Origin of the sequence: Methylobacterium sp. UNCCL125, assembly GCF_900116795.1 — a bacterium.
In the GTDB taxonomy this organism is placed as follows: Bacteria; Pseudomonadota; Alphaproteobacteria; order Rhizobiales; family Beijerinckiaceae; genus Methylobacterium; species Methylobacterium fujisawaense.
In genome coordinates, this window is sequence record NZ_FPBW01000008.1 from 160,453 (window position 1) to 183,644 (window position 23,192).

At 73.7% G+C, this 23,192-nt stretch carries 21 protein-coding genes and 1 pseudogene; 8 read left to right on the forward strand and 14 right to left on the reverse strand.

Annotated features, from left to right (window positions below; all coding sequences use genetic code 11):
• Positions 1-164 precede the first annotated feature (164 nt).
• Positions 165-734, reverse strand: a complete 570-nt coding sequence (locus BM396_RS10130; protein ID WP_043382364.1) for a PepSY domain-containing protein — start codon at positions 732-734, stop codon at positions 165-167.
• A gap of 210 nt (positions 735-944) precedes the next feature.
• Between BM396_RS10130 and BM396_RS10135 the strand changes: the two genes are divergently transcribed.
• Entirely contained in the window at positions 945-1,193 is a 249-nt protein-coding gene (locus BM396_RS10135; protein ID WP_043355542.1) for a hypothetical protein, read from the forward strand.
• A gap of 4 nt (positions 1,194-1,197) precedes the next feature.
• Here BM396_RS10135 and BM396_RS10140 read toward each other — a convergent pair whose 3' ends face one another.
• Positions 1,198-1,962, reverse strand: coding sequence for a 3-hydroxyacyl-CoA dehydrogenase (locus BM396_RS10140; protein ID WP_236952901.1), 765 nt, complete (start codon positions 1,960-1,962; stop codon positions 1,198-1,200).
• Positions 1,963-2,341: 379 nt separating this feature from the next.
• Here BM396_RS10140 and BM396_RS10145 point away from each other — a divergent pair, with 379 nt between their 5' ends.
• Both BM396_RS10145 and BM396_RS10150 read left to right on the forward strand, forming a co-directional pair.
• Complete coding sequence (locus tag BM396_RS10145) at positions 2,342-3,118, forward strand: SGNH/GDSL hydrolase family protein (RefSeq protein ID WP_043382365.1); 777 nt, start codon at positions 2,342-2,344, stop codon at positions 3,116-3,118.
• A 26-nt stretch (positions 3,119-3,144) separates the two neighbouring features.
• Positions 3,145-3,432, forward strand: a complete 288-nt coding sequence (locus BM396_RS10150) for a hypothetical protein (RefSeq protein ID WP_244538853.1) — start codon at positions 3,145-3,147, stop codon at positions 3,430-3,432.
• Between the two features lie 11 nt (positions 3,433-3,443).
• On the opposite strand, the gene BM396_RS10155 is transcribed toward BM396_RS10150, so the two are convergent.
• Together BM396_RS10155 and BM396_RS10160 are read right to left on the reverse strand one after the other, a co-directional pair.
• Complete coding sequence (locus BM396_RS10155; RefSeq protein WP_043382476.1) at positions 3,444-4,223, reverse strand: GNAT family N-acetyltransferase; 780 nt, start codon at positions 4,221-4,223, stop codon at positions 3,444-3,446.
• Positions 4,220-7,180: an amino acid adenylation domain-containing protein gene (locus tag BM396_RS10160; RefSeq protein ID WP_081948655.1), complete on the reverse strand. Its 2,961-nt coding sequence runs from the start codon at positions 7,178-7,180 to the stop codon at positions 4,220-4,222. The genes BM396_RS10155 and BM396_RS10160 overlap by 4 nt, the downstream gene beginning before the upstream one ends.
• A 185-nt stretch (positions 7,181-7,365) precedes the next feature.
• Here BM396_RS10160 and BM396_RS10165 point away from each other — a divergent pair, with 185 nt between their 5' ends.
• The 3 genes from BM396_RS10165 to BM396_RS10175 are packed head-to-tail and all read left to right on the forward strand — an operon-like array spanning position 7,366 to position 11,142.
• The gene (locus BM396_RS10165) at positions 7,366-8,370 is read left to right on the forward strand and encodes a GNAT family N-acetyltransferase (RefSeq protein WP_244538854.1); all 1,005 of its coding nucleotides are present in this window, start codon (positions 7,366-7,368) and stop codon (positions 8,368-8,370) included.
• A 31-nt stretch (positions 8,371-8,401) separates the two neighbouring features.
• Positions 8,402-9,733 (forward strand): lysine N(6)-hydroxylase/L-ornithine N(5)-oxygenase family protein, encoded by a 1,332-nt coding sequence (locus tag BM396_RS10170; RefSeq protein WP_043382372.1) that lies wholly within the window; start codon positions 8,402-8,404, stop codon positions 9,731-9,733.
• Positions 9,730-11,142 carry an MATE family efflux transporter gene (locus BM396_RS10175; protein ID WP_043382375.1) on the forward strand — a complete coding sequence of 471 codons (1,413 nt, stop codon included), beginning with the start codon at positions 9,730-9,732 and terminating at the stop codon, positions 11,140-11,142. The genes BM396_RS10170 and BM396_RS10175 overlap by 4 nt, the downstream gene beginning before the upstream one ends.
• Positions 11,143-11,166: 24 nt before the next feature.
• On the opposite strand, the pseudogene BM396_RS33310 reads toward BM396_RS10175, so the two are convergent.
• Positions 11,167-11,667: pseudogene (locus BM396_RS33310) on the reverse strand (sigma factor); the annotation flags it as partial.
• Between the two features lie 360 nt (positions 11,668-12,027).
• On the opposite strand from BM396_RS33310, the gene BM396_RS10185 reads away from it, so the two are divergent.
• Positions 12,028-12,423, forward strand: coding sequence for a DUF3307 domain-containing protein (locus BM396_RS10185; RefSeq protein WP_043357581.1), 396 nt, complete (start codon positions 12,028-12,030; stop codon positions 12,421-12,423).
• A 34-nt stretch (positions 12,424-12,457) separates the two neighbouring features.
• Here BM396_RS10185 and BM396_RS10190 read toward each other — a convergent pair whose 3' ends face one another.
• A complete protein-coding gene (locus BM396_RS10190) occupies positions 12,458-14,713 on the reverse strand; it encodes an SLC26A/SulP transporter family protein (protein ID WP_043382481.1) in 2,256 nt (751 codons plus the stop codon).
• A gap of 296 nt (positions 14,714-15,009) precedes the next feature.
• On the opposite strand from BM396_RS10190, the gene BM396_RS10195 reads away from it, so the two are divergent.
• The gene (locus BM396_RS10195) at positions 15,010-16,455 is read left to right on the forward strand and encodes a hypothetical protein (RefSeq protein ID WP_051976058.1); all 1,446 of its coding nucleotides are present in this window, start codon (positions 15,010-15,012) and stop codon (positions 16,453-16,455) included.
• Between the two features lie 4 nt (positions 16,456-16,459).
• Here the strand turns inward: BM396_RS10195 and BM396_RS10200 are convergent, their stop codons facing one another.
• From BM396_RS10200 to BM396_RS10235, 8 genes are all read right to left on the reverse strand, one after another.
• Positions 16,460-16,729: a hypothetical protein gene (locus tag BM396_RS10200; protein ID WP_043357569.1), complete on the reverse strand. Its 270-nt coding sequence runs from the start codon at positions 16,727-16,729 to the stop codon at positions 16,460-16,462.
• A 149-nt stretch (positions 16,730-16,878) separates the two neighbouring features.
• Entirely contained in the window at positions 16,879-18,054 is a 1,176-nt protein-coding gene (ssuD, locus tag BM396_RS10205; protein WP_043382379.1) for an FMNH2-dependent alkanesulfonate monooxygenase, read from the reverse strand.
• A 19-nt stretch (positions 18,055-18,073) separates the two neighbouring features.
• Positions 18,074-18,925 carry an ABC transporter ATP-binding protein gene (locus tag BM396_RS10210; RefSeq protein ID WP_043382382.1) on the reverse strand — a complete coding sequence of 284 codons (852 nt, stop codon included), beginning with the start codon at positions 18,923-18,925 and terminating at the stop codon, positions 18,074-18,076.
• Positions 18,925-19,707, reverse strand: coding sequence for an aliphatic sulfonate ABC transporter permease SsuC (gene ssuC / locus BM396_RS10215; protein WP_043357563.1), 783 nt, complete (start codon positions 19,705-19,707; stop codon positions 18,925-18,927). The genes BM396_RS10210 and ssuC overlap by 1 nt, the downstream gene beginning before the upstream one ends.
• The gene (locus tag BM396_RS10220) at positions 19,707-20,729 is read right to left on the reverse strand and encodes a sulfonate ABC transporter substrate-binding protein (RefSeq protein ID WP_043382385.1); all 1,023 of its coding nucleotides are present in this window, start codon (positions 20,727-20,729) and stop codon (positions 19,707-19,709) included. Before BM396_RS10220 ends, ssuC begins: the two co-directional genes overlap by 1 nt.
• An 18-nt stretch (positions 20,730-20,747) precedes the next feature.
• A complete protein-coding gene (locus BM396_RS10225; protein ID WP_043382388.1) occupies positions 20,748-21,707 on the reverse strand; it encodes an aliphatic sulfonate ABC transporter substrate-binding protein in 960 nt (319 codons plus the stop codon).
• An 8-nt stretch (positions 21,708-21,715) separates the two neighbouring features.
• Positions 21,716-22,291 carry an FMN reductase gene (gene msuE / locus BM396_RS10230; RefSeq protein ID WP_043355222.1) on the reverse strand — a complete coding sequence of 192 codons (576 nt, stop codon included), beginning with the start codon at positions 22,289-22,291 and terminating at the stop codon, positions 21,716-21,718.
• A gap of 446 nt (positions 22,292-22,737) precedes the next feature.
• Complete coding sequence (locus BM396_RS10235) at positions 22,738-23,100, reverse strand: hypothetical protein (RefSeq protein ID WP_043382391.1); 363 nt, start codon at positions 23,098-23,100, stop codon at positions 22,738-22,740.
• Positions 23,101-23,192 lie beyond the last annotated feature (92 nt).

Here is a 23,192-nt window from a genome sequence, read left to right on the forward strand (position 1 = left end):
CGCCGCGGGGCGACAGGTTGCAGCGGCCGCTCCGGCCGAGCCGTCCTCGCGCATGAAGCGCTTCGGGGCAGCGCGGCCTGGATCGGCCGGGCGTCCCCCGGATTGCCGCGCGCCCCGCGCGAGGACGGGGCGGGCTGCGGCGGCCTGCGCCGCAGCCCGGCGCCTCAGTTCAGGACCTTGCCGTCCGGCCCGACCTTGATCTCCTGCTCCTTGTCGGCGCCGGCGACCTTGATCTCGTACTGGACCGCGGAACCGTCCTTCTCGACCTCGGCCTCGTAGGCCTTGCCGCCGCCGGCCTTCTGCTCGGCGATGGCGAGCGCGTCCTTCAGCGAGGTCTTGGCGTTCTGGAAGTCGGAGGCCTTCAGCCGGGTGAAGTAGCGCTCGATCGGCTGGTTCTCGGTCTTGTAGAGGGCGCCGGTATCGGCGTTGATGCCGTATTCGACCAGCTTGCCGCTCGGGTAGACGACCTTGATCGCGTAGTGGGCCGGATCCTTGCTGTCGGCCTTCTCGAAGTCGGCGTCGATGGCGCGGCCGCCCTTCTCGTCGCCCTGCGACTCGGCGGTGGCGAGCGCCTGGGCGAGGCCGACCTTGGCGACCTTGGCGACCTGCCACTCCTTCAGGTTGCTGTCGGCCTTGGTGGCGGGTTCGGCGGGGGTCGCGGTGGGGGTCTGGGCCACGGCGAAGCTGGCGGAGAGGGCGAGCAGGCCAGCGGCAGCGGTGAGGCGGGTGATCATGGCGGGTAGTCCCTTTGCGGGCTCGTTCACGGGAGCGTGAAACGTCGGGTCCGGAAATCCGGTTGCCCGCGCCCGGAAAAAATTCTGCCGCCGTCGCCCCGGAGCGCGGCCGGGCGCCCCGCGAGACGGGCGGCCGGGGCCCCTGTATGAGACGCTGACGATCCGGCGTGCCCCTCGGCGACGGCGGAGCCCTCACGGATGGAGCAGGCCATGACCGCGCACGAGCCCGAGCCGCTGGACGATTTCACGCGCCTGCACGCCAAGCTGTCCGCCCTGGAGATCGTGCTCGGCGTCCTGATCGGGCGGCTCTCCGAGGAGAACCCGGAGATCCGCGAGGACGTGAAGCGCGACGTGGCGGCGATCCTGTCGGATATGCCGATCGACGGTCCGAGCGAGGAGATGATCGCCGCCGAGGTCCGCCGGGCCGCCGCGGTTCTGACCAGCGTGTCGATCGGCTGAGCCGTCAGCGCGGCGGCATCCGCAGCGCCCCGTCGAGGCGGATCGTCTCGCCGTTCAGCATCGGGTTCTCGCAGATGTGGCGGACGAGGTCCGCGTATTCCGACGGGCGGCCGAGGCGCGGCGGGAAGGGCACGCTCTGGCCGAGGGTGTCCTGCACGTCCTGGGGCAGCCCCGCCATCATCGGGGTCTCGAAGATGCCCGGCGCGATGGTCACCACCCGGATGCCGTGCCGGGCGAGTTCCCGGGCGAGGGGCAGCGTCATGGCGACCACGCCGCCCTTCGAGGCCGCGTAGGCGGCCTGCCCGATCTGGCCGTCGAAGGCCGCGATCGAGGCGGTGTTGACGATCACGCCCCGGGCGCCCGCCGCGTCCGGCGCCTCCCGGGCGATGGCGTCGGCCGCCAGCCGGATCATGTTGAAGGTGCCGACGAGGTTGACCGAGACCGCCCGCGCGAAGGTCTCGAGCCGGTGCGGCCCGTCGCGGCCGACCACCTTCTCCCCCGGCGCGATGCCGGCGCAGTTCACGAGCCCGTGGAGGTGCCCGAAGGCGTCCAGCGCCGTCCGGACCGCCGCCGCGCCATCGGCCTCGCGGGTGACGTCCGTCTCGACGAAGCGCGCCTGCGTCCCGAGATCCGCCGCCACCCGGGCGCCGGCCTCCCGGGCGATGTCGGCCACGACAACCCGGGCCCCCGCCGCCGCGAGGCCCCGCGCCGTCGCCTCCCCGAGGCCGGAGCCCGCGCCCGTGACGATGAAGACCCGATCCCTGATCATCTCGCTGGCCATCCTGGCCCCCCGACGGTTCCGGGCGACCGACGGCGCCCCGCGGCCACCGACCTAGCGCGGCGCCGCAGCGGCCGGAAGTCGTCCCCGTTCGGATCCGGGACCGATCCGTTCCGCTGGCCGATTGACGTGTGAATTTTTCCCACATAAAACATGCGAAGACGATCTGCGGTCGCGGATCGGATGTCCCCGTGTTTCCCGCGCTTCGGTGCCCGGTCGCCAAGTCATGCCGTGTCCATGTCAGGGAACGGCCAAGTCATGGTGCGGCCGAGTCGTGCGGTCGTGACGGTTCTGTCGCGGGCCGCACCCGTCATTCTCCGGTCCCGGCCATCCGGGAGCGGCCGAGCCCTCACGCCTGATCAGGACAGTCATGGACGTCCCCTGGATCGAGACCGCCGCCCGGCACTGGCGGCATGGGCGGATCGTCGGGCGCCGGTTCGCCGACCGGCGTCCCGGCATCCGCGCGGCCCTGCGGGCGGCCGCGCCGGACAGCGTGCTGCTGGCCGGCAACTCCCACGCGGAGTTCGTCGGAACGCCGGATCTCGGCGGCCGGGCCTGCATCAACATCGCCGTCGGCGGCAGCACCGCGGCCGATTGCGGCCGCCATCTCGCGGAGCTGCGCGTTCCGGCCCGCTGCGCGGCCGCGGTGCTGATCATCGGCACCAACGACCTCCAGCGCTGGCGGCATCCCGAGCGGGCCCGCGTGGTCGACCGGTTCGAGGCCGATGTCCGGCGCATCCTGCGCAGTCTGGAGGCGTGGTCGGCACAGGTGTTCGTCGCCGCCGTACCGCCGGTCGGAATCGGGGCGACCGGCCGGGATCCCGCCGCCGTCGCGGTCTTTTCGGACCGCTTGGCGAGGCTGTGTGCCGAGGGGGGCCACACCTTCTTCGACCCGTTCGCGGCGTGGCGCGCCGGCACCGGGGGGCTCGCCGGCCCCGGTCTCCACCGGGACGGCGTGCATCTGGCCGATTACGCGCCCCTGGCCGCGGCGCTCTCCCGCGCGGTGGCGGGCATGGTCCCTCCGGCCGGGCGGCCGCCCCGCCCGCATGTGCCCTGTCCCGGGCCCCGCCCGACGCCCGTCGCGACCGCGCCTGCCGCGACGGCGCCCCTGCGGGTCCTGCGCGCGGCCTGGGTCGGCCGGCCGTGAGGATCCGCGCGCTCCGGGTCGCGGCCATGCGCCCGCCCTCGCGCGGCGACAGGCCGTCCCTGCCGCGCCGGGTTTGGCCCGCCGACGCGGCGGCGTGGCGCGACGAGAACGGCGTCCGGCAGCCCCGGGCGGCGCGGCGCACCCTCGCGGCGCTGGCGGCCCTCGAGTCCCGCGGACGGTACGACGCCTGGGCGGAGGGCGAGGGCAAGGTCGTCGCCGGGCCGGTCAGCGCGCTGGTCCTGGGCGACGCGGAGGCGGAGATCGGGTTCGTCTTCAGCCTCACGCCCGACGGGTATGGCGCGGAGCCGTTCTGAACGGATCCCGATCAAGGCGGGCTCGTGCACAGCAGGGTGGGCGCGCAGACCGTCCGGAAGCCCGCCCGGACGTAGAGCGCCTCGACCGCGCCGCCGGCCGGGCATTGCAGGAAGACCTGTGTGGCCCCGCGGGCCCGCGCCTCGCGCAGGGCCGCCACGGTCACGGCGGTGCCCAGGCCGCGACGCTGCCGGTCGGCCCGCGTGCTGACATTGTACAGCCCCGCCCTGTCGCCGCGCAGGTAAAGGCTCGCGCAGGCCGCCGGACCGGTGGCGTCGCGCAGGACGAGGTGCAACGGCGCGAGTCCCGTCCTGCTCCGGGCCGCGCGCAGGGCCGGGATATAGAAGCGGCGCAGATGCGTCCGCACGCCCGGGTCGTCGGACAGGTGAGCGAAGACCCGCTCGAAATCCGGCCCCGGTGCGGGCGCGGCCTGCACGGTGATCGCGCCACCCGCCGCGGACGACGACGGCCGCGGCCACGCCACCATCCAGCTCGCCGGGTAGAGCGCCGCCGGCTCGAACAGATCGCGCAGCAGCGCCACCTCCGCGTCGTCCCGGGCCAGGAAGGCCGGCGCCCGGGCACGCCCGAGGGCCGCGGCCCCCGCCCAGGCGAACTGGTCGGGCCGATGCACCCCGAAGGCGAAGTTCAGGGTCGGGTCCGGAATGCTCCGCGACCAGACGTAACCCGCCCCCCCGGGGCCGTGCTCGACGCCGTCGATCAGGGAGCCGGTGAGCGCGGCCACATGGGCGTCGCGCAGGGCCTCGAAGGTCAGATCGGGATCCCGCGGAGTCATGCGGCGGTCCCGGCAGCGGCTCCGGCGGCTCCGGCGGCGGCTCCGGCGACGGTCCGCGCGGCCCGGCCCCATGCCCCGGCACCGGGCGCCATCAGCGCGGCGATCCGGTCGTGGAGATACGGCGACAGGACGATGTCGAGATGATCGGTTTCCGGTACGGTCTCCACCGCGAGAAGCCGGCTGGTGAGCGCGGACCAGTCGATCACCGGCAGGCCGCGGGTCAGGGACTCCGCCGCCACGAAGCTGTGGACCGGCACCGCGGCGGGTTCCAGCCGGAGGCTGCGGAACTGAATGGCGTGGTCGACCAGCGTCCAGAGCATCCGCTCCCGGCTTCCGACCTCGGGTCCGTCGGTCGGCAGGGGCTGCGGCTCGGCGGCCAGGAAGCGCAGGAACTGCAGGTCGGCCTCCGGGTCCATGCGGGCGCGCAGGGCCGCCCAATGCGCACGCATCGGCGAGCGCTCGAGCCAGGCGCCGACCAGCGATTCGTGGGCCGCCCGCTCCTCGGGCGCGATCGGCCGGCCGGCGCCGGGGGCGAAATTGGCCTCCAGGCCGCAGGCATCGAGCATGCCGACGCACGCCAGGGGGAAGCCGGGGCCGAGCCGGCGGGCGGTCTCGTAGGCCAGCACTCCGCCCCAGGACCAGCCCAGGAAGACGCACGTGCCGGCGCGGCCGCGCATCAGGCCGCGCACCCGCTCGGCATAGGCGTCAGCGAGGTCGGCCACCGCCGGCAGCGGCCGGACCGCCTCCACCAGGGAGGCGCAGAGGAAGCCGTGCGCCTCCTGCCCGGGACCGAGATGGGCCACCAGGGGCTCGTATTCCCGGGTGCTCACCAGGAGTCCCGGGAACAGCACCAGCACCGGCCGGTCGCTCTCCGGCCGCCCGGCGGACAGCCGGACCGTGGGGGCGAGGCCCTCGTCGGCGGCCTCCGCTCCGGCATCGATCCGCGCCGCCAGCTCCGCGATGGTGGGATCGCGCAGGAGGTCCGCCACGCCGATCCCGCCCCGGGGCGCGATGAGGCGCAGGCGCGCCACCAGCCGCAGGGCCGACAGGGAATCGCCGCCGAGTTCGAAGAAGCGCCGGTCCGCCACCCGGACCGGAAAGCCCAGGACCTCGGACCAGATCCCGGCGAGCCGCCGCTCCGTGGCGGAGCCGGGGGGCCGCCCGCGCCGGTCGTCGGCGGCGGGGTCCGGCAGGGCGTGGCGGTCGAGCTTGCCGTTGGCGGTCACCGGAAGCCGGTCGAGGAGGGTCAGGCTCGCCGGCACCATGGGCTCTGGCAGGGTGCGGGCCAGGCCGGCGCGCAGGCGGCCGGGCTCCGGGCGGCGTCCGCGTGACGGCACGACATAGCCCGCGAGATAGGCACCGGCCGGGCCCTCCCGGCGCAGGACCACGGCCTCCGCGACGCCCGGCAGCCCCCGCAGGGCCGCCTCGACCTCGCCGATCTCGATCCGGTGGCCGCGGATCTTGACCTGATCGTCCGCCCGTCCGGCGAAGGCGAGGCTGCCGTCGGGGCGGCGCCGCACGCGGTCGCCGGTTCGGTACATCCGGCCGCCGCCCGCGGCGAAGGGGTCCGGCAGGAACCGCTCGGCGGTGAGCGCCGGACGCGCCCAATAGCCCCGGGCGAGGCCGCCGCCGATGTAGAGCTCGCCGGTTTCCCCCGCGCCCACGGGTTCGAGATCGGGCCCCAGCACGTAGGCCGCCCGCGCGCCCACTGGGCCGCCGATCGGCGCGTAGGGCTCGTCGAAGGTCGCGTCCGACGGCACCGCCCAGATCAGCGGCGAGATCACGCATTCGGTCGGGCCGTAGCCGTTGATCAGCAGCCGGGGCTTCAGGGCGCGTCCGAGCCGCGCGAAGGTCTCCCGGGGCATCCCCTCCCCGCCGAAGGAGTAGACCTGGACCGAAGAAGGGGCCTCGCCCAGGCGCTCGGCCCAGTCGGCGAGCTGGCCGATGAAGCTTGTGGGGAAGCCCGCATGGGTCACCCGGTGCCGGCGGATCTGCGCCAGGGTCTCGGCGGCGGTCCAGAGGTCGGGGCCGCGCAGCACGATGCAGCCGCCGGCCACGAGGGGCGTCATCCAGCGCTCGTGGGCGCCGTCGAACGCGAAGGACAGGACATGGAGCTCGCGCGACTCCGCGTCCATCGCGTAGGCCGCGGCCGTGGTCCGGCAGTGCATGGCGAGCGGGCCGTGTTCCACGAGCACGCCCTTCGGCATGCCGGTGGAGCCCGACGTGTAGATCAGGTAGGCGGCATCCCCCGGCTCCGGCATCACCGGGACGGCGGCGGCTCGGTCGGCTTCCAGGGCGGCGGGATCGAGCCGGGCGAGGCCCGCCGGAAGCTCCAGGCGCGCGGCGATCGCCGGCGTCGTGACGCAATGCGCGATGCCGGCATCCGCCAGCATCAGCTGCACCCGGGCGGCGGGGTATGCGGGATCGAGGGGCAGGAAGGCCGCGCCGGCCCGCAGAACCCCGAGCAGCGCCACGATCATCTCCGGCGACCGCTCCAGCGCCACCGCGACGCGGTCCCCGCGCCCGATCCCCCGGGCCGCGAGCCCGGCCGCGAGGGCGCAGGCCCGGGTGTCGAGCTCGCCCCGGGTGAGCGTCCGGTTCCCGAACACCACCGCCGGCCGCCCGGGCTCGGCCGCGGCGAGGCGGGCGAGCCGGGCCGGGACGCTCTCGCGGTCGGCGTCGGGGGCTGGCTCCGACAGGGGGACGGCTTCGGGCGCATGCGCCGGATCGGCGATCCAGTCCCGCGCCGCCGCGATCCCGCAGGGGCCGTATGCCCGGCTCCAGCCGGCGGGCAGCGCCTGGCCGGCCGGCCAGAAGGCGCCGTGCCCGGCCCGGTCGAAGGCCACCACCACCGGTGCCAGGGTCCAATCCCCGGCCGCGTCCGCGGTCGTGTCCCCGCCCGTGTCCGCGATCGCCGCCTCGTCCGCCATCGCCGCCTGGCCGGTCTGCCTGTCCATCCGCTCGCTCCTGCGCCGCTCCGGGCCTCGATGAACTGACGGTTGAGGCGGGGGGCCGTTCACGGCGGCGCCCCGGGGCCTCCGGGCCGCCCCCGCACGAAAGGTCTGAACGCCGGGCGGCCCCATCCGTCAGGGAGGTGCCGGCGACACGCGGAGGACGGATGACGGACGCTTCGAGGCCCAGCATGTCCAGGGACGGGATGCACGACGACACGGCGCACGCCGACGCGCGGGTGCCGCTGACCCTGGAGGGGACCCGGGAGGTGCCGGTGATCCGCCTCGCCGGTTCGGTCGAGCCGGCGGCCGCCGTGGATGCGATCCTGGCGCGCGCCGAGGCGCTGACCGCCGAGGACACGCGGGTCTTGCGCATCGCCGTGACGGCCGATCCGGCGACGACCGGGCGGCTGCTCGACCTCGGCGCGGCCCGGCGCAGCGGCGACGGGGTCGAGATCCTGCCGGGGCTTCTCTGGCAATGCGCCGCCCGCTGGCTTCCCGCGGTCCGGCCGCCGTTCCCCGAGCTGTTCACCGCCACGGACGGGCGCCGCCACCCGCTGCGGCCCGGGACGCCTGCCGGCACGGTCTACGCGCGGGCGATCCCCTGGCTCGGCCGCACCGTGAGCTTCCGCACGATGACGGAGCCCGGCGACGTCGCCCTGTTCTCCGCCTGGATGAACGATCCCCGGGTCGCCGCGATCTGGCAGGAGACCGGCACCCTCGCGGCGCATGCCGCCTACATCGCCAAGCTCCAGTCCGACCCCGCGACCCTGCCGCTGTTCGGCTGCCTCGACGGGAAGCCGTTCGGCTATTTCGAGCTGTACTGGGCGCGGGAGAGCCGCCTCGGGCCGCTCTACGAAGCCGGGCCCTACGACCGCGGCTGGCACGTGGCGATCGGCGACGAAGCCGTCCGCGGGCGGCCCGTTCTCTCGGCGTGGCTGCCGTCGCTGATGCATTACCTGCTCCTCGACGAGCCGCGCACGCAGCGGATCGTCGGCGAGCCCCGGGCCGATCACGCCCAGCAGATCCGGAATCTTCACGCCTCCGGCTTCGCGACGATCGCCACCGTCGACTTCCCCCACAAGCGGGCGGCCCTGGTCGCCCTGTCGCGCGAGCATTTCGTCCGCGACCGGCTCTGGGTGCCGGGCGCGGCCGCCGCCGACGCCGCGCCGCGGCCTCCCGCCGTGCCGGCCTAGACCGCCCCCCGAGCGAACAGAGATGCGAGCGATGACGGATCACCCCGCGACCGACGACATCATCGGCATCGGCTTCGGCCCGGCCAACCTGTCCCTGGCCATCGCCCTGCGGGACGCGATGGGCGACGGGCCGCCGCGGACGTCCCTGCGGTTCATCGAGCGGCAGGATCGGTTCGGCTGGCACCGGGCGATGATGCTGCCCGGCGCCGACATGCAGATCAGCTTCGTGAAGGACCTCGTGTCCCTGCGCGATCCGACGAGCCCGTTCAGCTTCCTCAACTACCTGCACGTGAAGGGGCGGCTCAGCACCTTCCTCAACCTCAAGACGTTCAACCCGTCCCGGGTCGAGTACAACGACTACCTGGCCTGGGCGGCGGACCATTTCTCGGACGTGGTCGCGTATGGCGAGACCGTGGAGGCCGTGCGGCCGGAGATCCGCGACGGCCGGCTCGCCGCCTTCGTGGTCGAGGCCCGGGACGGCGCCGGGACGCGCCGCCTGCGCCGCTGCCGTCACCTCGTCGTGGCCGCGGGCGGCGACCCGGCGATCCCGGCCCCCTTCGCGGCCCACGCGCAGGACCGGCGGCTGATCCACTCCTCCTGGTACCTGCCGGGGATCGCGCAGGCCCTCGGGGCGCCGCGCCTGGACGGGCCGGAGCCCCGCATCCTGGTGGTGGGCGGCGGCCAGAGCGCCGTGGAGATCGTCACCGATCTCGGCGCACGCTACCCGCGGGCGCTCGTCGACCTCGCGATCCGCGGGCCCGCCCTGAAGCCCGCCGACGACAGTCCCTTCGTCAACGAGATCTTCGACCCTGCGGCCGTCGACCGGATCCACGGCGCCCCCGCGCCGGTCCGGGCCGAGCTGATCGCCGCCCACCGCGCCACCAACTACGCGGTGGTCGACGCCGACCTGATCCAGGACTTCTACGCCACGCTCTACGAGCAGACGGTGAGCGGCGTGACCCGCTACCGGCTGCGGCGGAGCACTCGGGTGGTGGCGCTGGAGCCGGCATCGGAGGGCTTGCGCGCGACCCTGCGCGACGACGTCGCCGGCACCGAGGAACGGCAGAGCTACGCGGCGGTGATCTGCGCCACCGGCTACCAGCGCGCCGCGGTGCCGGCGATCCTCGATCCCGTGCGCCCATTCATGGCCGGCGAGACCGCGGACCGGCACTACCGCCTGCCGCTGGAGCGCGCCGAGCCCCGGGTGAGCCTGCACCTCCAGGGCTTCAGCGAGCCGACGCACGGTCTGACCGAGACGTTGCTGTCGATCCTGCCCGTGCGGGCCGGCGCCATCGCGCAGACGATCCTCGAAGAGGAACGCGCCGCCCGGGCGGCCATCCGGTCGGCTGCGGCGGCCCCGTGAGGCGGCCGGTCGATCTCGACCAGGACCGGGTCGTCGCCCTCGTCCTGCGGTTGTCGGGGCCGGCGATCCTCGGCATTTCGGCCCACGCGCTGCAGATGCTGGTCAATGCGTGGTTCGTGGCCGATCTCGGCGCGGCCGCGATCGCCACCATCGCCATCGCGTATCCGGTCACGCTGCTGGTCGCGGCGCTCGGCTACGGGGCGGGGATCGCGGCGGCCTCGCAGGTCTCCCGCGCCCTCGGGGCGGGGGACGACGACCGCGCCGCAGCCTCTGCCGGCCTGGGCTTCTGGCTGAGCCTGCCGGCCGGGCTCGCCGTCACGGCCGCGATCGTCGCCGACACGCCGTTCTGGCTGCGCCTCCTCGGCGCCGATGCCGCCCTCGCCGCGGAGGCCGCGCCCTACACGGCGCTCGCCACGGTCGGCACGGCGCTGATGCTGGTGATGATCGTCGGCGGCTTCATCGTGCGCGCCCAGGGCCATGCGCGCCTCAGCGGCGCCGTCATGGTCGGCAGCTTCGGCCTCAACATCCTGCTCGACGGGGTGCTGATCCGGGTCTGCGGTCTCGGCACGGCGGGAGCCGGCTGGGCGGCGATCGGCGCGCAGCTCGCGGGGGCGGCCGCTTACGGCCTGCATTTCGCCCGGGCGCGGGGGCCGGACCGCATCAGCGTCCGATGGCCCGGCAGCCGGGTCGGGCGGGCGGCTCTCGCCGAGGCCCTGACCCTCGCCGTGCCGGCCACCGGCTCCAGCCTCCTCGCGGCCGTCGCGATGGCGCTGTTCGTGGAGGCGGCCGCCCCCTATGGCGACGCCGCCGTCGCCGCGCAGGGCATCGCCCTGCGGCTGACCCTGGTGGCGGCGCTGCCGCTCCTCGGGACGATGGCGGGCGCCCAGGCCGTCCTCGGCCACGCCGCCGGTGGCGGCCGCCGGGATCGCCTGCACCGCGCCCTCGCCTTCGTGCTCACCGCCGCCCTCGCCTACGGAGCCATCGTGGGCGGCCTGATGATCGTGCTGGCCGAGCCCCTCGCGGGCCTGTTCGCGCAGGATCCGGGGACCGCCCGGGAGGGTGCGCGCGCCACCGCGATCTTCGCCGTGGCCTTCATGCCGGTGGGCCTACAGCTCACGGCCGCGACCCTGTTCCAGGCGATCGGCGCGCCGCGCCGGGCCGCCGCCGTGTCGCTGGCGGCGCAGGGGTTGGCGCTGATCCCGCCGCTCCTGATCCTGCCGCCGCTCCTCGGCTATACGGGGGTGCTCGCCAGCCGGGTCGCGGCCGAGTTCCTGGCCGACGGGATCGGCTTGGCGCTGATGCTTGCGTGGTGCGTCGGCGCGCGCCGGACAGGCGGCGCAGCGCCGGTCGAGGGCCGCGAGGCAATGCAGGTGGCCGCGGCGCACGAGGCCGCACACCAGGGCACGTGAGACCCCGAGCCGGGCCGCGATCTCGATCTGCGGAACGCCCTCGACCCGGTGGAGCTGGAAGGCGGTCCGCACCGGCTCCGGCAGTTCGGCCACCGCGGCCTCCACCTGCCGCAGGGATTCGCGCGACGCCGCGGCCGCCTCGGGGGTTCCCATCCCCGGGTCGGCCGGATCCGGGGCGGCATCGAGGCCGGTGAACAGGCGCCGCTCGAAGCCCTGCCGCCGAGCCCGGTCGAGGGCGAGGTTGCGCACCATCCGCCCGACATAGGCGGCCTGGACCGCATCCCCGGCCTCAGGCGGATCCGCGATGAGCCGGAGCAGCACGTCCTGCACAACGTCCTCGGCCTGGGCCGGGCAGCCGAGGATGCGGCGCGCGCTCGCCAGATAGGCGGCGCGATGGCGCTCGAACGCCGCGAGGTTCCAGGATCCGCCGGGCGGCTGCCGGCCGGAGCCGGGCACGGGAGCCGCCGTGATCCTCTGGCCGGAGAGGCCAGCGTCGTAATTCCGGGCCGCCACGATCCCGCTCACATTGTCCCGCCTGCGTAGCTCACGCAGCCGGGACAGCTATCATGCGGTCGATTTGGACAACAATGTCTATCTTCGTGAATTAGAATGATTAAAATATTCGCTGTTCGGGATGTTTTCGCAGCGATTATCGAAAAGATCTGATTTCCGGGTGCGAAGAAGGTCGTGACGACTTTCTAAGTCTTGAATCCTGCGGTCCGGCGTCTGGTGTCTGGCGTCCGGTGCCGGAGCGGCCGTGGGATCGGATTTCCGTCCGCGCCAGGGCCGGTCGGCGCGTGTATGCTGGCGGCCTGTCGATTCGGAGCGCGGGATGCGCATCCGAACCCTTCCCCGCAGGATCGCGTCAGGAGAGCCGGGGCCGCGATGCCGTCCGTCGATACGCTCGTCCCGGTGGGTGCCTTCGCGCTGCTGGTCCTCGCGTTCGCCGTGAAGCACCTCGCGGCGGATTTCCTGTTCCAGACCAACTGGATGGCTGAAGGCAAGCAACGGCCGTCCGCGTGGCTCGTCCCGCTCTGCGCCCATACCGGCCTGCACGGCCTCGGCACGCTGCTGATCGCCCTCGCGGTGAAGCCGGCCCTGTGGTGGCTGGCGCTGGCGGACTTCGCGATCCACACGGCGATCGACCGCGGCAAGGCGCTGGTCGCCCAGCGGACGCGCCTGCCCGCCACGGATGCCCGGTTCTGGTGGCTGGTCGGCATCGACCAGTTCCTGCATCAGGTCACCCATCTCGGGTTCGCCGTGATGCTGGCGGCGGCCTGATCCGCGGTGCGGAGGGCGGGCGCCGCCGGGCGCGTCACAGCATCTCCGCCTCGAGCAGCCGGTTCGTGTCGGAGACCTTGCCGGCGAGTTCCAGCATCAGGAAGCGCTGGAAGGTGAGCGCCAGATCGGGGCGCTCCCGCTCCATGCGGGCGAGGCCGGCGCGGTCGATGCCGACCACCCGGCAGGGGCTCTCGGCGATGGCGGTGGCGGTGCGCCGGCCGCCCTGGACCAGCGCGATCTCGCCGATCACCGTGCCCGCGGTGGTGGTGCGCAGGCGCAGGTTTCCGCGGCCGGGAACCTCCATCTCGATGGAGACGACGCCCTGCTCCAGGAAGTAGAGGGCGTCGGCCGCCTCCCCCTGGCGCATCAGCGTCGCCCCGGCCGTCAGGTCGCGGACCGTCAGATACGGTGCGAAGTCGTCCGGCCCGAACGTGCTGCCCAGCCGATCGGCCATGTGCCGGGCGAAGACGGCGACCTCCCCCGGGCCGGCTCCCCCGGCCTCCGCCAGGAGGGTGGCCTCGGCTTCGCGCAGGGCCTCGTCCAGGGTGTCGCGGATCCGGATATGCGGGTCCGCGGTGAGGCCGTTGCGGGCGATCTGCAGGCGTGCGGCCGGATCGAGATGGACCAGCAGCACGTCGAAGCCCCGCTGCTCGGCGAGCTGGCCGACCTTGCGGAACGCGATGAGCGCCGAACTGTCGAGCCCGACCGTCTCGCGGAAATCCAGGATCAGGACGCGCAGATTCCTGGCCTCCGCGCCGGCGCGCCGGTAGATCGCCTGGGCGTTGAGGAAGAACAGGTAGCCCTGCAGGGTGTAGATCCGGGTGCGGCCGCCGGCTTCCTGCAGACGCGCCGCGGCGTCGGGACCGCGGATGACGCTGCTGCGCCGCTCCGCCCCAGAGAGCGACCGGCGGATCGCGCCGATCTGCCCGTACTGGACCCCGAAGATCAGGATCGCCAGCAGGACGCCGACCAGGAAGCCCGTGGTGGCTCCGAAGAACGCCGTGGCGGCGCACACGACCAGCGCGATGGCGATCTCCCAGCCCGGAAGGGTCCGGCAGGCGATGTTCAGGTTGAACAGCAGCCCGATGCCGATGGCGATCAGGGCGCCGCCGGCCAGCGGGCGGGGCAGAAGCGCCAGGGGGCTCGCGCCGACGATGAGCAGCGCCGCCATGACGGCCAGCGTCAGCCACCAGCCGAGCCAGTGGCCGCCGCCGATGTTGTGCAGCAGGAGCGTCGAGGTCCGGCCGAAGCCCATCGCGGAGCTGCCGAACAGGCTTCCGACCATGTTGGTGGCGCCGGAGGCGACGAACATCCGGTCGATGTCGAGGTCGCGCCGGATCTCCAGCTCGACGCTCACCACGTAGAGGATCTGGATGATCACTGCCACGACGACCAGGGTGGCGATCTTGGGCCAGATCGGCAGGAGCAGGTGCGGGTCGAAGGCCATGAGGCTGCCGATGGCGGGCGGCCGCAGCAGCGACCCCGCCGGCAGCGGCTCGATCAGCCATCCCGCGGCCTGCCCGGCGGCGACGCTGGTGCCGGTCCAGGCCAGTCCGAGATGGACCACGGCGAGACTCGACAGGATGACCGTGGGATAGGTCCCCCAGTGCCGGACGATCCGGGGCAGGTAGAAGGCGCAGAAGCCGATGCCGAGGGTCAGGGCGATGCGCGCCAGCGCTCCGGCATCGATCCGGCCCGGATCGAGGGCCGCCGGGTCGACGGTGCGGAGCAGGGCCGCCAGCGGATCGTCGACATGGCCGCCGATCTGCACGCCGCTGCGCAGGAACAGCAGCCCGACGCCGCCGAGGAAGCCGGCGAGCACCGGATAGGGCAGGAGCTGCACCAGCAGGGAGGCCCGCAGGGTGCCGAGCAGCGCGAAGACCAATCCGGTGGCGAAGGTCGAGACGCCGCAGGCGACGAGGACGAGCTGGCCCACCGTCTCCGGATCGGTCACGCCCGCCGCTTCCAGCTGCCCGGCGACGCCCGCGGCGATCGCCGCCTGCACGATCGCGGCCGCGCCGATGAAGGAGAGCGAGATCCGCGCGGTCCGGCGGAGCGCGATGAAGACGAGGCTGCCCAGCACGTAGGCCGCGAGCAGGCCCGACAGGCCGGCGGCGCGGCTCTCCGCCAGCGGCCCCGCGAAGATGAGCTGGGAGTAGCTGATGAGATCGAGCAGCAGCACCATCACGGTCACCGCCGCGGCGGCGCCGATGCGTGCACCGCGCAGCAGCCCCTCGCGGCCGCCGGCCCGGGAGGCGGTTCCGGCGGACGTCAGGTCGGGTGTCGTCATCGGCACGGCCTCCACATCGTGCAGTCTCCGGGACTGCCGAGACAGGTTCCCGATAGTCGCGCGGGCCGATCATCACAGAGCCGCAGGACTCGGAGTTCGGCCGCGCGTGTCCTAACCTGATGGCGGCCACGGGCTTAAATTATCGTGCAGGCGTGAGGCTGCCCGAAGGCAGCATCGGCGCGGGCGGCGGACCGACGAGGCCCGGTTGCGGCGCGCGGGTCCCGGTCCGGTATCCGGGATGCGATCCTGGACGGCGCGCCCGCACCTGCTAAGCCGACGGCGCCCAGGAGTCGCCGATGACCGCACCGATCCGACCCATCCGTCCCGCCTGCGCGGCGCTGCTGCTCGCCGGCTTCGCCGGGTCCGCCCGCGCCGCGGATGCGCCGTCGATCGCATGGCCCGAGCCCGGCGGCCGGGCGACGATCAGCCGGCCGCTCAAGGGATCGCCCCTCGCCGTCGGCGTCTCGTCCCGGACCGCGGGCGCCATCGACAGCCTGACCTGGGGCGGCACGCAGTTCATCAACGCCCGCGACCACGGCCGGGAGCTGCAATCGGCCGCCGCCTTCGACGGCTACGGCGAGTGCCTGAACCCCACGGAGGCCGGCAGCGATGCCGACGGCACCGGCCCGCGCAGCACGAGCCTGCTCACGGCCCTGCAGGTCGGCGCCGACACGCTCGAGACCCGGTCCCAGATGGCCTACTGGATCGGGCCCGGTGCGACGACCGGCAATTGCCCGAAGGGCCCCGGCCCCCATGCCGGGCCGCGCTCCAACGACGTCCTGGCCAAGCGCGTCACCCTCGGCGCCGAGGGCGTGGCCAACGCCGTCGCGTACCGCGCCACCTACGTCACCGCCGAGCCGCATGCCTCCGCGACCTTCGAGGCGGCCACCGCCTACATGCCCCCCGACTTCGCGCAGTTCTGGAGCTACGATCCGGCGACGGGCCGCTCCGCGCCGCTCTCCGCGGGGCCGGCCGAGCAGGGCGTGCCGGTGATCCTGGCCAATGCCGACGGATCCCGGGCCATGGGCGTGTACAGCCCCGCCCTCCCCCAGCCGAGCGTGCCGAACGCGGGCTACGGCCGGTTCAACTTCGCGACCCTGCCGGGCCCCGGCAACGCGACGGTGAAGTGGAACTGCGTCTTCCGCGAGAACAACGTCCCGGCCGGGGCGCACAGCTACACCTGCTACGTGGTGGTCGGCACGCTGGAGGACGTCAAGGCGGGGATCGCGGCCCTGCGGACGGCGCTCGGCGGCGGGCCGGCCGCTCAAGCGCCGCAGGCTGCCCAAGCGCCGCGGGCCGCCCAAGCGCCGCGGGCCGCCCAAGCGCCGCGGGCTGCTATCGCGCCGCAGGCGGCCGTCGCGCCGCCCCCGGCCGCCCGGGCGCCCGGTACGGCGCTCTATGTCGGCACGCAGGGCGGCTGCAACGCCGGCGAGGTGACGATCGACCCGGGGTACAAGGGCTGCGCCACGGCACCGATCGGCGCCACTCTGGCGCAACCGGGTAACCCCGGCGACCCGCCCGTCTATGTCGGCACGGCGGCCGGGCTCGATGCAGGCCTCGTCACCAGCAATCCCCGCCATCTCGACGCCGGCACGCGGCCGATCGGCTACCTCGCGCGGCCCGGATCCGGGGGGACGCCCCTCTATGTCGGGACGCAGGCGGGGTGCAATGCCGGGGTGGTCTCGACCAACCCGGCGCATCTCGACTGCAGCGGCGCGCCTCTGGGCGTCGCCGTGCGGTGACGGTTCAGCGCGCCTCGCTGAAGCGCTTGGTCGCCCGCTGCTCCTTCTTGTAGGCGGTGATCGCCGCCGAGCAGTTGGGCGAGAGCTTCTTGAGATTGGCCTTGAAGCAGGCTTCGACTTCCGGGCCGCCCGGCGCGTAGGCGCTGCAGAAATCCATGTAGTCGCCGGTGCAGTACTGCTTGAGCGCTTCCCGGGCCGGGGATTGCTCCGCGAAGGCCGCGGCGGGGCCGAGGCAGAGACCGATGGCCAGCAGGGCCGTCTTGGTCGAAGTCATGGACATCCTTCACTCGTCCCGGCCGCGCGCGTACGGCGCGCGGCGATGGGCGGGGCGGATGGACGCCAAGGATGGCGTCACCATGACACCCGGGCAGCGCGAATGCAGATCAGCCATGCCCGGTCCCGGAGGGCGGCCCGATCCTCCGGTCAGTGCGCGCCGACGCGGCGGCTGGGCACGATGTCGTTGGCGACGATCTCCCCGAACGGGCCGTCGTTGCGGGCATTGGTGGCCGGGCGACCCGTGGTGGCGCGCAGCGGCAGCTTCGGGAAGACCAGCTCGGCGAAGCGGTAGGCCTCCTCCAGGTGCGGGTAGCCCGAGAGGATGAAGCGGTCGATCCCGAGATCGATGTACTCCTTCATCCGGTCGGCGACCTGATCGGCCGAGCCGACCAAAGCCGTCCCGGCACCGCCGCGCACGAGGCCGACGCCGGCCCAGAGGTTGGGCGACACCACCAGCTTGTCGCGCTTGCCGCCGTGGAGGGCCATCATGCGGCTCTGGCCTACGGAATCCTGCCGCTTCAGGGTCTCCTGCGCCTTGGCGATGGTGGCGTCGTCGAGCTTCGAGATCAGTTGCTCGGCTGCGTCCCAGGCCTCGCCCTCCGTCTCCCGGGCGATAACGTGCAGGCGGATGCCGTACGAGAAGGTCTTGCCCTTCGCCTCGGCGGCCTGCCGGGCGGCGGCGATCTTCTCCGCGACCTGCGCCGGCGGCTCGCCCCAGGTGAGGTAGACGTCGCAATGCTCGGCCGCCACCGCCATCCCGGCGGGCGAGGAGCCGCCGAAATAGAGCGGCGGATAGGGCTTCTGCACCGGCGGGTAGATCAGCCGGCCGTTCTCGGCGCGCAGATGCGCGCCCTGGAAGGTCACGGTCTCCCCCGCCAGCAGGCCGCGCCAGATCGTCAGGAACTCGTCGGTGACGGCGTAGCGTTCGTCGTGGGACAGGAACACGCCGTCGCCGGCGAGCTCCACCGGGTCGCCGCCGGTGACGACGTTGATCAGCAGGCGCCCGCCGGAGATCCGGTCGAGGGTCGCGGTCATGCGGGCGGCGGCCGAGGGCTCCATCAGGCCCGGCCGCACCGCCACGAGGAAGCGCAGCTGCCGGGTCAGGGGCGCCAGGGCCGAGGCGACGATCCAGGAATCCTCGCAGGAGCGCCCGGTGGGCAGCAGCACGCCGTAATAGCCGAGGGCGTCGGCGCCCTGCGCGATCTGCTGGAGGTAGCCGAGCGACACGTCCCGGGCGCCCTCCTGGGCACCGAGATAGCGCCCGTCGCCGTGGGTCGGCAGGAACCAGAGGACGTCGGCGCGCCCGTCGTGCGATGCGGTCATCGGGAAGCTCCGTTGCGGGTCAGGCGGCCTGCGGCGCGCCCAGAAGATGATCGAGAATACGGCCTTCGAGGCGTGCGAGATCCGGATCCCCGCGTCGGCGCGGGCGCGGCACGTCGACCCGCAGGTCGAGGGCGATCCGCCCGGCTTCCACCACGAGGATGCGGTCGGCCAGCGCCACCGCCTCGGCGACGTCGTGGGTCACGAGCAGCGCCGTGAAGCCCTGCGCCTGCCAGATCCGCTCGATCAGGTCCTGCATGCCGATGCGGGTCAGGGCGTCGAGGGCGCCGAGGGGTTCGTCGAGGGCGAGCAGGCCCGGCCGGCTCACCAGCGCCCGGGCCAGCGCCACCCGCTGCCGCTGGCCCCCCGACAGGGTCGCGGGCCATTGTCCCGCCTTGTCGCCGAGCCCGACCTCGGCGAGCGCCGCGAGCGCCCGCTCCCGGCGCTCGGCCCGGGAGCCGAGGCCCGACAGGCCGACCGCGACGTTGTCGACGACCCGCGCCCAGGGCAGGAGGCGCGGCTCCTGGAACATGATCCGCTTCGGCGGCTCCGACCGGCGGGGCGACGTCGCCGGCCCTTCCAGATCGATCCGGCCGCCGGTGGGCGTCTCCAGCCCGAGGATCAGGCGCAGCAGGGTGCTCTTGCCGCAGCCGGAGCGGCCCACCACCGCGGTGAACCCGCCGGCCGGCAGGAACAGGTTCAGGCCCTCGATGACGGCGGTGCCGTCGAAGCTCTTGTGCAGGTCGCGGACGGTGACGGCGATGCCGCGGCCCGCGGGCTCCGCGGGCGGGCGTGACGATGCGGATCCCCCGGCCTGACGGGGTGCCGATCCGGCGTCGGGAAGCGCCTCGCGGCGGACGGCGTCGAGCAGCATCAGGCGCTCCTGTAGGCGGGATTCCAGGCGAGGCAGGTGCGCTCGAGCTGGCGGGTCAGGGCGTCGGCGAGCTTGCCGAGGGCCGCGTAGATCAGGATCGCCAGCACCACGACGTCGACCAGCATGAACTCGCGCGCCTGCATGGCCATGTAGCCGAGCCCCGACGAGGCCGAGATCGTCTCGGCGACGATCAGCGTCAGCCACATGATGCCCAGGCCGTAACGCAGGCCGACGAAGATCGACGGCAGGGCGCCGGGCAGCACCACCCGGGCGAACAGCTCGCTGCGGGACATGCCGTAGACCCGGCCCATCTCCACGAGGCCCGGATCCACCGAGCGGATGCCGTGCAGGGTGTTGGCGTAGATCGGGAAGAACACGCCGAGCGCCACGAGGAACAGCTTGGCCTCCTCGCCGATGCCGAACCACAGGATCACCAGCGGGATCAGCGACAGGTGGGGCACGTTGCGCACCATCTGCACCGAGGTGTCGGTGAGCCGCTCCGACAGGCGCGACAGGCCGTTGGCGAGGCCGAGCGCGAAGCCGATGCCGCCGCCGATCACGAAGCCCGCGAGCGCCCGCAGGGTGCTGACGCCGAGATTGGTCCAGAGCTCCCCGGTCCGCCCGGCCTCCCAGCCGGCCCGGACCACGTCGAGGGGCGCCGGCATGAAGCGGTTGGAGACGAGGCCCGCCGAGACCGCGGCCTGCCAGCCGAGAAGGAGCGCCGCCGGCAGGAGCCAGGGCAGGGCCGTGTCGCCGAGGCGATCGAGCTTGGCGTTGCGCATCAGCGAGTCTCCGCCCGATTCTCGGCCCGGCGCTCGGGCTGCGTCCAGACCGCGTCGGCGACCCGGATCGGTCGCGGCAGGAGGCCCAGCCCGTGGAACGCGTCGGCGACCTTCTGCTGGTCGGCGACCGCCGCGGCGTCGAGGGGCGCGACGCCGTAGGACAGCCGTCCCAGGGCGACGCCGAGAACCGGCGCGGGGATGCCCACCGCGGGGGCGAGTTCCGCCGCCACGGCGTCCGCGTGGCCCTCCGCCCAGGCATCGACCTCACCGATCGCCTTGAGTACGGCCGACACGATCTCCGGGCTGGAATCGGTGAAGCCCCGCCGGGACAGGTAGAACTGGCGGTTGGGGGCGAGCCCCTGCCCGTCGGCCAGGACCCGGGCGCCCGTGGCGCGCTCGGCGGCGGCGAGATACGGATCCCAGATCGCCCAGGCGTCGACGGAGCCGCGCACGAAGGCGGCGTTGGCGTCCGCCGGCGCCAGGAAGGCGAGCTTCACCCCGTCATAGGGCACGCCCGCCTGCGCCAGGGCGCGCACCAGCAGGAAGTGGACGTTCGAGCCCTTGTTGAGGGCGATGGTCTTCCCGCGCAGGTCGGCGACGCTGCGCACCGGGCTGTCCTTGGGCACGAGGATCGCCTCCCCCCGCGGCGCCGGCGGCTCGGTGGCGACGTAGCGCAGCTCCGGGCTCGCGGCCTGGGCAAAGATCGGCGGGGCCTCCCCGGCGGAGCCGAAATCGATCGCCCCGGCATTCAGCGCCTCCAGGAGCGGCGGCCCGGACGGGAATTCCGACCACGCCACCGTGACGCCCAGCGGCTGGAGCGCCGTCTCCAGGCTGCCGCGGCCCTTCAGCAGCACCAGGGAGCCGTATTTTTGGTAGCCGATCCGGATACTGCCCGCGGCCCGGGCGGGGCGCAGCATCGCGGCCGCCGCGAGGCCGAGCCCGGCGGATAGGAGCAGGCGGCGGTTCGGCGCCGGGCGGTCGGACGGCGGCAGGGCCAGGGCGCGGGGCGTGCGGTCGGTCATGGCTCTCGGCAGTCGGTGTCAGCCGTTGCGGGCGGGGGCGGTCCAGACCGCGTCGGCGATCCGGATCGGCTTGGGGATCAGCTTCAGGACGTGGAAGCGGTCGGCGATCCGCTGCTGCTCGGCGGCGACCCGGTCGTTCATCGGGCCGATCACGTAGTCGGTCCGGTCCACCGCCCGGCGCGTGGCGGCGAGGGGCACGCCGGTGCCCTGCGACAGGAGGTCGGCGACGGCGCCGCGGTTCTGCGTGCACCAGGCCGCCACGTCCCCGAGCGCGTCGATCACCGCCTGGAGCACCGGGGCGCGGGTCTCCGCGAAGGGGCGACTCGCCAGGAAGTAGTTGTTCTGCGGGGTGATGTCGCTGGCGCGGGCCAGCACCCGCACCCCCTCCCCCTGCTCGGCGATGGCGAAATACGGGTCCCAGATCGTCCAGGCGTCGATGCTGCCCCGGGCGAAGGCCGCCGCGGCGTCCGCGGGCGCGAGGGTCACCGGCGTGATGTCGGCGTAGCTGAGGCCGGCCTTCTCCAGGGCCGCGATGGTCAGGTTGTGGGCGCTCGACGCCTTGGCGAAGGCGACCCGCTTGCCCTTGAGCTCGGCGAGGCTCTGGATCGCCGAGGCCTTCGGGAGCAGGATCCCCGCCCCCGACCCGCCGGCCTCCTGGGCGGCCGCGTAGACGAGGTTGGCGCGTGCGGCCTGCGCGAAGATCGGCGGCGCGTCGCCGGTCTGTCCGAAGTCGATCCCGTCGAGCGACAGGGCCTCCAGCAGCGGCGGCCCGAAGGAGAACTCGACCCAGCGCACGCTCTGGCCGAGGGGCTCCAGGCGCTTCTCGATGATTCCCTGCTGCTTGGCGACGACCAGGATGCCGTTCTTCTGGTAGCCGATCCGCACCACGCCGGGCTCGGCCGCGCGGGCGCCCCGGACCAGGGCCGGCGCGAGGGGCAGGGCCGCCAGGGCGGCCAGCAGGTTGCGGCGGTCGAGCATCGCCCGGCTCACTCGGCGGCGGCCAGGGCGAGGGGCGCAGCGGAGGCCGACCGGTGGACCAGCAGGGCCGCGAGCTGCCCGCCGGCCTCGGCGGCGCGGGCGCGCACGCCGGCCTCGGTGAGCACGCCGTCGCTGAAATCGGGATCGGAGGCGTAGACGGCCGTCGGGATCTGGAGGGCGCCGAAGAAGCCGAAGAGCGGCCGGAAGGCGTGCTCGACCACGAGCGCGTGGCGCGCGCCGCCGCCGGTGGCCACGATCGCCACGGGCTTGCCGGCCAGCGCCCCCGGATCGACGAGGTCGAACAGGTGCTTGAACAGGCCGGTATAGGCGCCCTTGTAGACCGGCGAGCCGACCACGAGACCGTCCGCCTCCTCGATCGCCGCGAGCACGCTGCGCGAAGACGCCGGGAGCTGGTCGCGGGTCCAGGCGGCGCCGAGGCCGGTTCCGGCATCGACGAAGTCGAGGAGGCGCACATCGAGGGGCGCCCGGGCGCCGGCCTCGCGCAGCACCGCATCCACCAGCGTCCGGGTCTTGGAGGGCCGCTGCACGTTCGCGCTCAGGCCGACGAGTCTCGGTCGTGTCATTCCGGGTGCCTTGCTGCGGGACAGGATGGCGAGCCGCCGCGATCTCGAAGAGCGAGGATGGTGCGGCCGGACATCCGAATAGGTTGATAGAATTGATCGCCCCACGTTCCGCCGTCAATGAAACGCGGTTCCCAATTGTCTCGCGAACGCAAAACGTTCTGCTCGAAACATCTCGCCCCGGATGAGATTTTATCTCAGGATGCCGGGCGGACGCGCGCCGAAATCTTGTGCCGCGGCGGCTTGGTCGCGCGGGAAACGAAGCTTTCGTCTCCCGGAGGGCCCGGCGGGAGAAGGGCGCTCTCGCATTCCGCGGGGCTATGGAAGGGCCTCGTCGGCCGGGAGCCCGGCGGGCCGGCAACCGGCAGACGCTCACCCGTCGGCCGCGAACCCTGGCGGCCGGAGGGCGGCGGGGGGGGGGGCCAGCACGCGCCCGGCCGGCGGCCCGTCTATTTGCGGGCGAGGAGATGCAGCACGGTACCGTCGTCGCCGTACTTGTCCCACATCTGCGCGCAGGCCTGCTCCGGACGCTCCCGGAACTGCGTCGCCTCCGCGTCGAGGTCCTGCTGCAGGGCGACCGAGCGCTTCTTCGTGAAGAAATCGGCGTGGTTGAGGTGGTTCTCTCGCGAGAACTGGCGGAAGCGCTCCGTGTCGATACGGACATTCGGGCAGTTCCGGGCGGCCAGATCGGCTTCGATGCCCGGACGCAGGGCCGGAATATCCTTCTGGAGCGCGGATCGCCGGGCTTCGGCCCAGGTGCCGAAGGCGGCCCAGGCGAGGATGGCGGCGACGAGAGGGGCAAACTTGGTCATCGAGAAACGTGTCGCTGTGCTGCGACATCCCAAATCTCGCACCTGCGATCGGTTCGACCTGAGCCGGAGGATGCACCACACTTCTGTGTGAA